Annotated in this window: 13 protein-coding genes; 3 read left to right on the top strand and 10 right to left on the bottom strand. The window is 61.9% G+C overall.

The features are described 5' to 3' along the window. Window positions 1-125 precede the first annotated feature (125 nt). The 8 genes from mnhG to J2T55_RS04570 all read right to left on the bottom strand — a co-directional run bounded on the left by mnhG (window position 126) and on the right by J2T55_RS04570 (window position 7,973). Entirely contained in the window at window positions 126-500 is a 375-nt protein-coding gene (mnhG, locus tag J2T55_RS04605) for a monovalent cation/H(+) antiporter subunit G (protein ID WP_259054531.1), read from the bottom strand. Beyond that, window positions 493-762: a monovalent cation/H+ antiporter complex subunit F gene (locus tag J2T55_RS04600; RefSeq protein WP_259054529.1), complete on the bottom strand. Its 270-nt coding sequence runs from the start codon at window positions 760-762 to the stop codon at window positions 493-495. The genes mnhG and J2T55_RS04600 overlap by 8 nt, the downstream gene beginning before the upstream one ends. A gap of 11 nt (window positions 763-773) precedes the next feature. Next, complete coding sequence (locus J2T55_RS04595; protein WP_259054528.1) at window positions 774-1,247, bottom strand: Na+/H+ antiporter subunit E; 474 nt, start codon at window positions 1,245-1,247, stop codon at window positions 774-776. Continuing rightward, window positions 1,244-2,758 carry a Na+/H+ antiporter subunit D gene (locus J2T55_RS04590; RefSeq protein WP_259054527.1) on the bottom strand — a complete coding sequence of 505 codons (1,515 nt, stop codon included), beginning with the start codon at window positions 2,756-2,758 and terminating at the stop codon, window positions 1,244-1,246. Before J2T55_RS04590 ends, J2T55_RS04595 begins: the two co-directional genes overlap by 4 nt. Then, window positions 2,755-3,102: a Na+/H+ antiporter subunit C gene (locus J2T55_RS04585; RefSeq protein ID WP_259054526.1), complete on the bottom strand. Its 348-nt coding sequence runs from the start codon at window positions 3,100-3,102 to the stop codon at window positions 2,755-2,757. Before J2T55_RS04585 ends, J2T55_RS04590 begins: the two co-directional genes overlap by 4 nt. Before the next feature lies 1 nt (window position 3,103). Continuing rightward, complete coding sequence (locus J2T55_RS04580) at window positions 3,104-3,529, bottom strand: Na+/H+ antiporter subunit B (protein ID WP_259054525.1); 426 nt, start codon at window positions 3,527-3,529, stop codon at window positions 3,104-3,106. Beyond that, entirely contained in the window at window positions 3,526-5,826 is a 2,301-nt protein-coding gene (locus J2T55_RS04575) for a putative monovalent cation/H+ antiporter subunit A (RefSeq protein WP_259054524.1), read from the bottom strand. The genes J2T55_RS04580 and J2T55_RS04575 overlap by 4 nt, the downstream gene beginning before the upstream one ends. Window positions 5,827-6,047: 221 nt before the next feature. Beyond that, complete coding sequence (locus J2T55_RS04570; RefSeq protein WP_259054523.1) at window positions 6,048-7,973, bottom strand: S9 family peptidase; 1,926 nt, start codon at window positions 7,971-7,973, stop codon at window positions 6,048-6,050. A 116-nt stretch (window positions 7,974-8,089) separates the two neighbouring features. Here J2T55_RS04570 and J2T55_RS04565 point away from each other — a divergent pair, with 116 nt between their 5' ends. From J2T55_RS04565 to asd, 3 genes are read left to right on the top strand one after another with little or no spacing between them, the layout of a single operon-like run. Beyond that, complete coding sequence (locus J2T55_RS04565; RefSeq protein ID WP_259054522.1) at window positions 8,090-8,737, top strand: SCO family protein; 648 nt, start codon at window positions 8,090-8,092, stop codon at window positions 8,735-8,737. Between the two features lies 1 nt (window position 8,738). Continuing rightward, the gene (locus tag J2T55_RS04560) at window positions 8,739-9,224 is read left to right on the top strand and encodes a copper chaperone PCu(A)C (protein WP_259054521.1); all 486 of its coding nucleotides are present in this window, start codon (window positions 8,739-8,741) and stop codon (window positions 9,222-9,224) included. 41 nt (window positions 9,225-9,265) lie between these two features. After that, window positions 9,266-10,153: an archaetidylserine decarboxylase gene (gene asd / locus J2T55_RS04555; protein ID WP_259054520.1), complete on the top strand. Its 888-nt coding sequence runs from the start codon at window positions 9,266-9,268 to the stop codon at window positions 10,151-10,153. Here the strand turns inward: asd and J2T55_RS04550 are convergent. Both J2T55_RS04550 and nuoN read right to left on the bottom strand, forming a co-directional pair. Continuing rightward, on the bottom strand, window positions 10,150-10,482 hold the full coding sequence (locus J2T55_RS04550; RefSeq protein ID WP_259054519.1) for a DUF2818 family protein: 333 nt from the start codon (window positions 10,480-10,482) through the stop codon (window positions 10,150-10,152). The genes asd and J2T55_RS04550 overlap by 4 nt on opposite strands. Further along, entirely contained in the window at window positions 10,482-11,915 is a 1,434-nt protein-coding gene (nuoN, locus tag J2T55_RS04545; RefSeq protein WP_259054518.1) for an NADH-quinone oxidoreductase subunit NuoN, read from the bottom strand. Before nuoN ends, J2T55_RS04550 begins: the two co-directional genes overlap by 1 nt. Window positions 11,916-11,917: the final 2 nt, after the last annotated feature.

Here is an 11,917-nt window from a genome sequence, read left to right as displayed (position 1 = left end):
ATGCGGACCTCCTCTGCTCTGCGTACTGTTTGCTGTTGCTACAGCCGTACGGCGACCTGAATCCTGCCGACGATTGTAACGGTCAGCCTCGATACATGCAGGCGAACAGGCCCTGATACGGCCACTCACTCGCGCGGCTTGTCCTCTAGGCCGCTGCGCAGCATATGATCGCGCGTATCCAGCCGCTCGCGCAGTTCATCCTTGAGGGTTCGATCCCAGAACGGCACACCGACGAAATACCCGGCCCGGGCGATGGCATGTGCGGCGATCGGCGCGGTCATGACGACAAAGACAACGATGGCAATCGCCCGGACCATGACATCGGTATCAGCAAAATGCAGACCGCCGGCCACCGCCAGCAAGCCCCCGCCCAGCGCACCGGCCTTGCTGGTGGCATGCATGCGCAGCATCAGGTCCGGCATGCGCACGACACCGATCGCGGCGATCAGAATCAGTGCCGCGCCAAGCAGTAACAGTATTGATACCACGAGTTCACTCATCGCGGGTGCCGCCCCGTTCCAGGAAACGCGAAAAACCCACCGCCGCCATGAACCCGGTCAATGCCAGTACGAGGGCAACGTCAAGAAAATGGGCCACATCGACATGGACCGCGTAGACAACACTGAACGCCACGGTGATGAGCGCGAGAAGTTCCAGCGCGACGACCCGATCCGGCAGACTCGGGCCCAGCACCAGCCGGACAAAAGCCAGCAGCAGTGACAGCGCCAGCATGATAAAGGTAAGCGTAACAACCCATTCCATTTTCATTCACCTCAACTCAGCAGCTCGATCACGCGCCGTTCCAGGTCTTTCAGATCGCGGCGCAGCGCCTCTTCGTCATCAATATACATGGCATGTATGAACAGCATGCGCCGATCATTGGAAACGTCCAGACTCAGCGTCCCGGGCGTCATGGTGATCAGGTTGGCTAACAATGAAATAACGGCATCGCTGTCGCTGTCCAGCGGCAAGCCAATCACGCCCGGCTTCATGTAATGCGTCGGCGTCAACACCTCGTAGGCAACGCGCACATTCGAGCGAATGATTTCCCAGATATAAAACAGGGTAAAACCGACCACCTGCGGTATCTTGCGGGTATAGCTGCGCGTCTCGCCGCTCATGCGGGTGACAAAAGCCAGCATCAGGTAACCGAAAGCAAAACCGGTGAGCATGCCACTGCCGGAGAAATTGCCGGTCAGCGACACCCAGGCCAGCGCCAGCATGATGTTCCAGATAAAGAGCCTCATTGGCTGTCTCCCAGCACCGCCTGAACATAGATCTGCGGGTTCTGCATCTGCTCGGCGGCAGCGCTCGCCAGCTCATAGACCGGCTGGGCGCCGATACCGATAAACAGGGTCAGCAGTGCCAGTGCGCTGATCGGCATCAGCATCAATACCAGCGAGCGCGTGGGCAGTGCCGCGGTAAACTGTGCCGCGCGCTCGGCATGCGCCTCGGGCTGCGCCTTCCAGAAAGCCTCGGCCCATATCTTGATCATCGAATACAGCGTCAGCAGGCCGACCACCAGTGCCACCGCGACAATACCCCAGCTCTGCTGCTCGATACCAGCGCGTATAATAATGAATTTGCCGAAGAAACCGGACAACGGCGGTACCCCGGCCAGTGACAGCGCTGGCACCAGGAACAACAGGCCCAACCACGGTTTCTCGCGCCACAATCCGCCGATCTGTTTGAGGTCGTAGCTGCCGCGCAGGAAATACACCACGCCACCGACCAGGAACAGGTTCGCCTTCACGATGATGTGGTGCATGATATAGAACACCCCGCCGATAAGCGCCAGAGGCGTAAACAATGCCAGCCCCATGATCATGTAGCCGATCTGGCTGACGATATGGAATGACAGTATACGCCGGATTTCGTACTGGGCGGCGGCGCCGAGGACGCCGGTGATCATCGTGAAGCCGGCCATCCACAACAGAATCTCGTGGGTGTAGCCGACATCGTGGTCGAACAGCAAAGTGAAAAAGCGGAATAGCGCGTAGACGCCGACCTTGGTCAGCAGGCCGGCAAACAATGCCGACACCGCCACCGGCGGCGTGTGATAGGACGCCGGTAACCAGAAAAACAATGGAAACGCCGCCGACTTAATGCCGAACGACACCAGAAACAGCATCGCGATAACCGTCACCAGTCCCTGGTTTTCCACCGCCGCCAGCTTGCCGACCAGGTCGGCCATGTTCAGCGTCCCGGTCATGCCATAAGTCAGGCCTACCGCCACCAGCAGCAGAATCGAGGACAACAGGTTGAGCGTGACATACTTGATTGCGCCTTCCATCTGCGCACGCTCGCCGCCGAGGATCAGCAAGGCAAACGACGACACCAGCAATACCTCGACCCAGACATACAGGTTGAAGATGTCGCCGGTCAGAAAGGCACCGCAGACACCGGCCAGCAGCAGGTGAATCAGCGGGAAATGACCGTAGGCGATATTGTCGCGGCTGATCGTCGCCAGCGAATAGACGGCGACGGCAAAACCGAGGATCGCCGCCAGCACGGTCATGATCGCACCGAGCAAATCGGCGACCAGGACGATGCCGAATGGCGCCGCCCACTCACCCATGGCCATCACCCGAATCCCCTGGGTATAGGTCATATACAGCAGGTAGATACTGGCAACCAGCAATGCACCGGTGCCCAATATGCCGATCCAGCGCTGGACGCTGAGCGATCGGTAAAACACCAGCGACAAAGCACCGGCGATGAACGGAATCAGAACAGGCAGGGCGACGTCGGGATTCACGTATCGGTGCTCCGCATCTTGTCCAGATCGTCTTCCTGCACCACCTCGTAGGCACGGTGAATCAGCACCACCGCAAACGCGAGCACGCCGAAGCTGATCACGATCGCGGTCAGGATCAGCGCCTGGGGCAGCGGATCGGCCCAACCGCCGGTCGGCATTTTCATGCCTTCATCGATCAGCGGCGGCAGACCGCGCTTCATGCCGCCAACGGTAAAGATCAACAGATTGGCGGCGTTACTCAGCAGTATCAGGCCGATCACCAGCTTGACGATCGAACGCCGCAGCATCATGTATATGGACGTGGCGAACAGTGCGCCGACGACAATGGCCATTACCGGTTCCAATTCATTCCTCCTCTGCCTCGTCCAGGGCCAGGACAATGGTCATGATGGCGCCAAGCACCAGCAGGTAGACGCCGATGTCGAACAGCAACGGTGTCGACAGTTTCACTTCGCCGAAGCCGGGAACGTCGATGGGCCACCATATGGCGGTAAAGAATGCCTCTCCCAGCAGTATCGATGGCAGACCGCTGACGGTCGCGGCCAGCAGCCCGAGTCCCAGCAACAGCCGCGGATCAACGCCCAGTAACTGGCGCGTACGCGCGGCATCGAAGGCGAACAAATACAGTGCGAACGCCACCGCGGCAATCAGGCCGGCAATAAAGCCACCCCCCGGTTCGTCATGGCCACGCAGCAGCATGAACAGCGAAAACAGCAGCAGCAGCGGCAGCAGAAAGCGCGCCGCGGTGCGCAGGATCAACGAGCCCATCATGACCTTTTATCCTCCGCCCGCAGCCGGATCATGGCGTAGACGCCGATCGCCGCCAGGCCGACAACGAAAATCTCGCCCAGCGTATCGAGGGCGCGAAAGTCGACCAGTATGACGTTGACGATGTTGCGGCCGTGGCCCTCGTCGTAGCTCCAGGCCACCAGCTGATCCGAGATCGGCGCGACAACCTCGACATCGAGCACCGCCAGGATCAGCACCGTCATCATACCGCCGAACAGCAACGCAACCAGCGCATCGCGAATGCGCGCCGCGGTACTCGACAGGTTGAGGAAACGCGGCAGACGGTACAGCACCAGCACCAACAGGATGACGGTCAACGTCTCCACCATGATCTGGGTGATCGCCAAATCCGGCGCGCTGAACAGCACGTAGATGAGCGCCACACCGAAGCCGACCATGCCCACCGTGGCCACCGCGCCGAGGCGTGACTGCATCAGCGACACGACGATTGCACCGGCGATGATCAGCGCGGCGATCACCGCCTCGTAGAAAGTAATATCGACCGTGCCGAACGGCACCGTGTTGCCGGTATAGATAAAGAACGTACCGCCGGCCAGTGCTACTGCAGTCAGCAGGATAGTAATGAGATAATTGCGCATGTAGCCGTTCTGCAGCACGCGCGTCTGCCACTCGGCGACCCAGACCAGCGCCGCCATGACCCGCTCGTAACCGCGTTCCGGGCCAAAGCGATCGATGAAAGTCAGGCGCCGGTACACGGCGAGGACACGATCCCAGCCGGCAAACACCAGTAGACCGGTTACCACGGCCAGCAGGCTGAGCAGCAGCGGCGTGTTGACGCCATGCCAGAGGTAAAGCTTGAACTCCAGCGGGCTGCCGTGCACGGCGGCGACGGCACTGTGGAGAATACCCTGCACCGGCAGAAAACCGGCGACGCCGAACACCAGGCTGAGCGCGGCCAGCACCACCGGACCGGCGAGCATCGACGGCGGCGCCTCGTGCGGCTGTTTCGGTGTTTCCTTCAACTTACCGGTGTACGGCCGCAGTGCGAATAGCGCGGCCACCGCCATGATCATGATCGCCGAGATCACGGCCAGTACCGTGGTGACAGTGGCGATGGCCGGCGCGTGCAGAGTCGCCTCGAACATCAGTTCCTTGGCGATGAAACCGAACAGCGGCGGCAGACCGGCCAGCGACAGCGCGGCGACACAGGCGGTAATGAAACTGACCGGCATCAGCCGGCGCAACCCGCCCATATTGAGGATGTTTTTGGTGCCGGTTTCGTGATCGAGACCACCGGCGAGCATGAACAGCGCCGCCTTGTAGAGCGCGTGCGCGAGCAGAAACGCCAGCGCCGCAATAATCGCCGCCTCGGTACCGATGCCGATCAGCATGGTCAGCGTGCCCAGCGCCATGATCGTGCTGTAGGCGAGCATCGCCTTCACATCGGTGCTGCGCAGCGCCATGAACGAGCCGGTAAACATGGTCACGGCACCAAACAGGCCCAGCGTGTACAGCCACTGGTCGGTACCGCCGAGGCCGGGATTCAGACGCGCCATGAGGTAGATGCCAGCCTTGACCATGGTCGCCGAGTGCAGGTAGGCCGACACCGGCGTTGGTGCGGCCATGGCGTTGGGCAGCCAGAAGTGGAACGGCACCTGCGCCGACTTGGTGAACGTGCCGAACAGAATGAGGATCAGCATGCCGGTATACAGCGGGTAGTCGCGCAGCACGTCGCCACTGTTGAGCAATTCCGACAATTCGAAACTGCCGCCGGCACCGGCCAGCATGATCAGGCCGGCGAGCAGCGCCAGACCGCCGGCGACGGTCACGAACAGACCCTGCAGGGCGCACCAGCGCGCCTGCTTGTCCTCATGATTAAAGCCGATCAGCAGGTAGGACGTGATGCTGGTCAGCTCCCAGAACACGAACAGGCTGATGATGTTATTCGACAGCACCACACCCAGCATCGCCGCCATGAACGCGAACATGATGCCGTAGAAACGCGGCAGGTATTCGTGGCCGTGCAGGTAACCGCCGGAATAGATGATGATAAAGGTACCGATGCCGCTGATCAGCAGCGCGAACAGCAGGCTCAGGCCATCGACGAGAAACGACAGGTTGATATCGAGCCCGGGGATCCAGCTGTAGTGAACCACCTCGGCCGCACCACCGGCGGTGAGCGGAATCCAGCTGAGAAAGTAGACGAACAATGCCGCCGGCAACAGCGCCAGCACCCAACCGGCCCGATCGCCTAACAGCCGGGTCAGCCAGGGCGCGCAGGCAGCAAGAATAAAGCCGGACAGGACGGCGAGCAGCATGGTTGGTCAATCACCCCACATTGTACCCGGCCCGGCGACCGCGGCCGCGCCCGGCTTGTTATTCTCGATGGATTACAGCCCTACGATGCGGGGCAAGTTACGACAAACCGGCGAATGGGCTGTCGGCCATCCGCTTGCATGATTGCCGTGCAAGTCGCGCAAGATTAACGAACGCCGTCGGGGTTGGCAAGACGGCCCAGACGCATTTACGCGATACGCAGTCACTGCGTACGACGATGCAGCTCGGCCAGTCCCGGGTAATCCGCCAGCAGTTCGGCGCCCGCCAGAACCTCGACGGCGCTGTCATCGAACTCGCCCGCCGCCGGTTCCATCGCGCCGCCAAGACAGCGCGCCAGAAAAGCTTCGGCGATGGTACACAGCGCCAGCCGGTTGGCCGGCCGCGCAATGCCGTGGCCTTCATCCGGGAACAGCAGGTAGATGACGGGAATGTCATGCGCGCGGAGCGTCTCGACAAGCCGATCGGACTCGCTGCGTGGCACGCGCGGATCGTGCGCGCCCTGGGCGATCAGCAATGGCCGGCGAATATTATGCGCCTGGCCCAGCGGTGAACGCGCCTCGAGCAGCGCGCGACCGGCCTCGGTATCGGGATCGCCCAGCCGCTGGCGGAAAAAGTCCCGCTGCGCCTGCCACTGCGGCGGGATCGCCGCCAGCAATGACGGCAGGTGGCTGGGCCCCATCAGGTCGATGCCGCAGGCAAAGCGCGTCGGCGTGAATGCCAGTCCCGCCAGCGTTGCATAGCCACCGTAGCTGGTCCCCATGAGCGCGATCCGTGCCGGATCGCTGAGTCCCTGCGCCACCGCCCAGTCGACACAGTCATGCAGATCCTGCTGCATTGCCCGGCCCCATTCGCGATCGCCGGCGTTGAGAAAGGCCTTGCCGTAACCGGCCGAACCGCGGTAATTGACGCTGAGAACCGTGTAACCGCGGTTGGCCAGCCACTGGTGCCAGGGATTGAAGCCCCATTCATCGCGTGCCCACGGACCGCCGTGCACCAGTAGCAGCGTCGGCCCCGGCCCCTCTGCGGCCGGCGGTTGCGTGTAATAGACATGCAATGGCAGACCGTCGTGGGCCGCCAGCGTTGCGGTATGCATGGCTGCCAGCGGCTGCGCCGCAAGGCTGTCGCTGTTGTTGAACAGGTAACGTGCCGTACCGCGACGGCGATCGTAGTGATAGAAATTCACCGGCGCGGTATCGGCCTGGTAGCCGATGATCCAGTGGTGATCATCGGCCGAGCGGCTGGCAATGCTGATGTCGCCGTGGGCACGGCCGGCCAGGTAGTCGAATTCGGCGGCAACGCCGGCGTCCAGGGCGTGCCACTGCTTGCGCCGGCCGGTGACCGCCACCGCCAGCGGCTGGCGGCCGCGCGCATCCAGCAGCACGTCGCTGACGTCGGCCTCCGCCGGCTCGAACAGCAGCTGCTGCCGGCCATCCGTGAGTGATTGTTGCACCAGCGCCGCGCGGTCTCGGCCGCGACTGTCAACGAGATACAGCTGATCGCCGGCCAGACCGACCGGGTACGTGGTCAGATTGTCTTCCGGCGGCACACTGAAGGCCGGGTTCCACTCGGCGCTGACATCCGCGCCCGGCTGATACCAGTCGCTGCCGCCGTCGGCACGTGGTCGGCTGCCGAGGACCGGCCGGAAATCATCGGTCAGCAGCCGCTGGAAGTCCGGCAACGGCGGCAATGCTTCCCGTGTAGCATCGGCCAGGCGAATGCGAAACAGGCCGCAGGCTTCGGCGTCCGGCGACTGGATCTCGACCAGCGCGGCATCCGGGTGACGCGGTGACAGTTCCAGCAGCCGGGCACGCACACCGGCACCTGGCGTCAGGTCGGTGACCGCGGCGTCGGCCAGCCGCAAGCGATACAGGTGCCAGTTTTCATCACCGTCGTGATCGGCCAGATACAGCAGCGATTCATTATCGTAGGCCCAGACACAATGGCCGATACCGCGTCCGCGGGCAGAAGTCAGTGGCTGTTCGCTGTCCGGGGCGTCGATCGGCGCAACGACAATGTTCATGACACCGTCGACCGGCGCCAGGCTGGCCAGTTGCCGGCCGTTCGGGCTGATCAGCGCAAACGCGCGCTGCGGGTTGCCGAACAGTATGCGCCGGGGAATTAAAGCCATCGGCCGCGTGTCTTAACTGGCATGATCATGGCTGCGACTATAGCAGCAGCAACGGGTCGCGCGAACAGCCACCGGCTTCGGTATAATCCGGCCATCATTCGGAGCAGCCTAATTTTATGAACAATCAACGCCTGACCATTGTCGTGCTCGTGCTGGCCGGCCTCGCCGCGCTGGGTGCCGGTATCGGCAGCTACGTCGCCCAGCAGGCCGGTAGCGAACCGGACACCCCCGACGGTCTGCTGTGGCCGAACCCGAAAACCTTCCCCGACGTGACGCTTTATGATCACAACGGCGATGATTTCACCACCGCCGATTTCAAGGATCAGTGGTCGCTGGTGTTCTTCGGTTTCACCCACTGTCCGGACATCTGTCCGAACACCCTGTCCCAGCTCGACCGTCTGCAGAAGCAGCTTGCCGACAATGGCATTGACGATTCCGAACTTCAGGTCGTTTTCATCAGCGTCGACCCGGAACGCGACACACCGGAACGACTGGCCGAATACGTTGAATACTTCAACAGGGATTTCGTCGGTGCCAGCGGTGACAAGGAGGCCATCGACCGGCTGACGCGTTCCATCGGCGCGGTCTATCATATTGCCGAAGCCGACGAGGACGGCGACTATCAGGTCGATCATTCGGCGTCGGTGTTCCTGTTCGATCCGCAGGCACGGATGGTCAGCGTTTTCACCACACCGCATGAAGTCCCGTCGATGCGCGAGCAGTTCGTCGCCATCCACGACTTCATCGAACAACAGGCCCTCTGACATGCGCGCGCTATCGACATTACTGCTGCTGGCCGGCATGAGCTCAGCACTGGCCGGTTCGGCCGATCATCCCGTCACCATCAGCGATGCCTGGATACGCGAAGCGCCGCCGGGTGTCAGCCCGCTGGCCGGCTACCTGCAGCTGGACAATACCGGTCGCGAAACGATGGTACTGACCGGCGTCAGCAGTCCCGACTTCAAGCGCGTCGAAATCCATCGTACGCGCATCGAGGGTGACGTCGCGAAAATGGAGCAAAAGGACAGCCTGAGCCTGAAAGCGGACGAGAGCGTAGTTTTCGAACCGGGTGGTTATCACCTGATGCTGTTCCAGCCCGGGCGACCAATGAAAGACGGTGATCCGGTTGCACTCACTTTCAGTTTCAAGGACCAGCCGCCACTGGAAATCGAGGCACGCGTGCGCTCGGCACGCGACAACAACGATGACTCGCATGGCAGCAGCGATCATTCGCATCACCATCATCACTGAACCGGATCGGCATGCCTGTTGATGTTTCACCGCCTGCGGGCATGGACCGGCGATCGCGCTGTTTCAACCGACTGCAGTCCTGGTTGCCGCAACAGTGGCTGTCGCGGCTGATGTATCACGCGACACGCTGGACCTGGCAACCGTGGAAGAACTGGCAGATCAACTGGTTCATTCGCCGTTATGGGGTCAATATGGCCGAAGCCGAGCAACCGCAAGCCCGGGCCTATCCGCACTTCAATGCCTTCTTCACCCGCGCCCTGCGACCCGGGGTGCGCCCCATGCCCGACGATACCCAGGCACTGGTGTCACCGGTAGACGGCCGCATCAGCCAGATCGGCACGATTCACGGCAATCGCCTTATCCAGGCCAAGGGCCATGATTACACGGTCGAACAGCTGCTGGCCGCCGACGCGCAACTCGCCGGTCGTTTCCAGAACGGCGGCTTTGTCACCATCTACCTGGCGCCGCGTGACTACCACCGCATCCACATGCCCTGCGACGGCCGCCTGGAACGCATGATCCATGTCCCCGGGCGTCGCTTTGCGGTCAATGAAACCAGTGCCGCCGGCATCCCCGGCCTGTTCGCGCGGAACGAACGCCTGGTGAACATTTTCACCACCCCGGCGGGGCCGCTGGCGCTGGTGATGGTTGGCGCACTGTTCGTCGGTTCGATGGAAACAGTGTGGACGGACACGCTGGCGGCCCGCGCCAGCGGCGAGCTCGGTGACTATGATTACCACAACGCACGCATCCATTTGCGCCGCGGCGCCGAGATGGGCCGCTTCAACATGGGATCGACGGTCATACTGCTGACCGGATGGCAACAGGTGGAATGGCTGACGGCGGTACAGCCGGGGCGCCCTATGCATTTCGGCCAGACCCTCGGTCGTTTGCTGAACGCGGATGACCCGTTAACGCAACCCGCCTAGCCTGACCGGCGCCGGCCACGCCGACTGAACGGCAGCCACTGGTGGCGCCAGACAAAACCGGGAATGGCGAAAACCATGAACAGGCACAGACCGACCCAGTAGAACTCCCAGTCCTGGGCGTGCGTGCCGCCGGTGGCCTTGCGCTCGATGGCGGTCGCCAGCACACCGACCAGTAATGCCATCAGCAGCCACTCGAGCAGCCGCATCCAGAACTGCTTGTGGCCGCCACGCGGCGTCCAGACAAACAGAAACCGCTCGCTCAGCCAGGGCAGATTGGCGGCCACCAGCGCCAGCGCCAACAACAGCCAGATCGCGAGTCCGATCGACATCAGGGACTGAAAGCCGCCATGCACAGGGACATCAACAGTCCCGGGCTTAAGCCCAACAACAGCAGGCTGAGGCCATTCACACTCAGCACCGTGCGCAACGGTGTCGAGCATTGCGGTTCATCCGGCTCGCGTGGTTCATCGAAGTACATCAGCTTGACCACCCGCAGGTAGTAGAACGCGCCAACAATGGCGAAAGCCACCGCCAGCAACGCGATCCAGACGAAACCGGCCTGGATGACCTCGCGCAATACGAACCATTTGGCCCAGAAACCGAGAAACGGTGGAATACCGGCCATGGAGAACATCAGAATCAGCATGAGGAAAGCCAGCCAGGGACTGCGTTCCGCCAGACCGCTGAAGTCATCAAGCTGATCGGCCTCCGCGCCCTTGCGGCCAAGCAGAATGATCATGGCAAAACCGCCCATGCTCATCAGCGCGTAGGTGATGACATAGAACATGGCACCGGCGTATCCGCCGGCGTTGCCGGCCACCAGGCCGAGTAACAGAAAACCGATATGGGCGATGGTCGAGTATGCCAGCATGCGCTTGATATTCGTCTGCGCGATGGCGATCAGATTACCGGTCGCCATCGACAGCACCGCCAGGATCATCAGCATCTGCTGCCAATCCGGCAGCAATGGGCCGAGTCCGTCGACCAACAGCCGGATGGCCATGGCAAAGGCAGCCAGCTTCGGCGCGCTGCCGATGAACAGCGTCACCGCGGTCGGGGCGCCCTGGTAGACGTCCGGCAACCACATGTGAAACGGCACCGCGCCGAGCTTGAAGGCGACACCGATCAGCACGAATACCAGGCCGAATATGGCCAGCGTCGGATAGTCGCTCTGCCCCTCGAGTACCTGCGCGACGGCGCCGAGTTCGAGGCTGCCGGTCACGCCATAGAGAATCGATATACCATACAGCAGCATGCCCGAGGCGATCGCGCCGAGCACGAAGTACTTGATCGCGGCCTCGGAGGCGCTGCTCGAGTCACGGTGGATCGCGACCATGGCGTACAGCGACAGCGACAGCAGCTCGAGACCCAGGTACACCGTCAGCAGGTTGTTGGCCGAGACCATGACCAGCATGCCAAGGACGGCAAACAGACCGAGCACGAAATATTCGCCCTTGATGATGTCATGACGCAGCAGGTACTCGCGCGAATAAAACAGCGCGAACAGGCTGATGATGCAGATGGCGAACTTCAGCAGACCGCTCATGGCATCGCTGACGAACATGCCGGCCATGGCATACTGGCTGTCACCAGTGTAGGTAACCAGTACCAGCACGGCGGTCACCAGCAGCGTCAGCTGCGCCAGCCAGTAGCCCGGGCCGTGTTTCGGATCATTGCTGAAAATATCCACCATCAGGGTGGCACAGGCGAGCGTCAGCAGTGCGATCTCGGGCAGCAGCAGCGACAGGTTATCGATCGACATCT

It is taken from the genome of Methylohalomonas lacus, assembly GCF_024808875.1.
Classification (GTDB): domain Bacteria; phylum Pseudomonadota; class Gammaproteobacteria; order Methylohalomonadales; family Methylohalomonadaceae; genus Methylohalomonas; species Methylohalomonas lacus.
The sequence above is the reverse complement of the archived record's forward strand: the minus strand, read 5'-3'. Positions and strand labels throughout refer to the sequence as shown.

Bases quoted from the DNA above. Each gene is read 5' to 3' on its own strand.
- J2T55_RS04565 (WP_259054522.1), top strand. From the start codon at position 8,090: ATGAACAATCAACGCCTGACCATTGTCGTGCTCGTGCTGGCCGGCCTC.
- J2T55_RS04580 (WP_259054525.1), bottom strand. From the start codon at position 3,529: ATGATGGGCTCGTTGATCCTGCGCACCGCGGCGCGCTTTCTGCTGCCG.
- J2T55_RS04560 (WP_259054521.1), top strand. From the start codon at position 8,739: ATGCGCGCGCTATCGACATTACTGCTGCTGGCCGGCATGAGCTCAGCA.
- J2T55_RS04550 (WP_259054519.1), bottom strand. From the start codon at position 10,482: ATGTCGATCGGACTCGCGATCTGGCTGTTGTTGGCGCTGGCGCTGGTG.
- mnhG (WP_259054531.1), bottom strand. From the start codon at position 500: ATGAGTGAACTCGTGGTATCAATACTGTTACTGCTTGGCGCGGCACTG.
- J2T55_RS04575 (WP_259054524.1), bottom strand. From the start codon at position 5,826: ATGCTGCTCGCCGTCCTGTCCGGCTTTATTCTTGCTGCCTGCGCGCCC.
- asd (WP_259054520.1), top strand. From the start codon at position 9,266: ATGGACCGGCGATCGCGCTGTTTCAACCGACTGCAGTCCTGGTTGCCG.
- J2T55_RS04595 (WP_259054528.1), bottom strand. From the start codon at position 1,247: ATGAGGCTCTTTATCTGGAACATCATGCTGGCGCTGGCCTGGGTGTCG.
- nuoN (WP_259054518.1), bottom strand. From the start codon at position 11,915: ATGTCGATCGATAACCTGTCGCTGCTGCTGCCCGAGATCGCACTGCTG.
- J2T55_RS04570 (WP_259054523.1), bottom strand. From the start codon at position 7,973: ATGGCTTTAATTCCCCGGCGCATACTGTTCGGCAACCCGCAGCGCGCG.
- J2T55_RS04600 (WP_259054529.1), bottom strand. From the start codon at position 762: ATGGAATGGGTTGTTACGCTTACCTTTATCATGCTGGCGCTGTCACTG.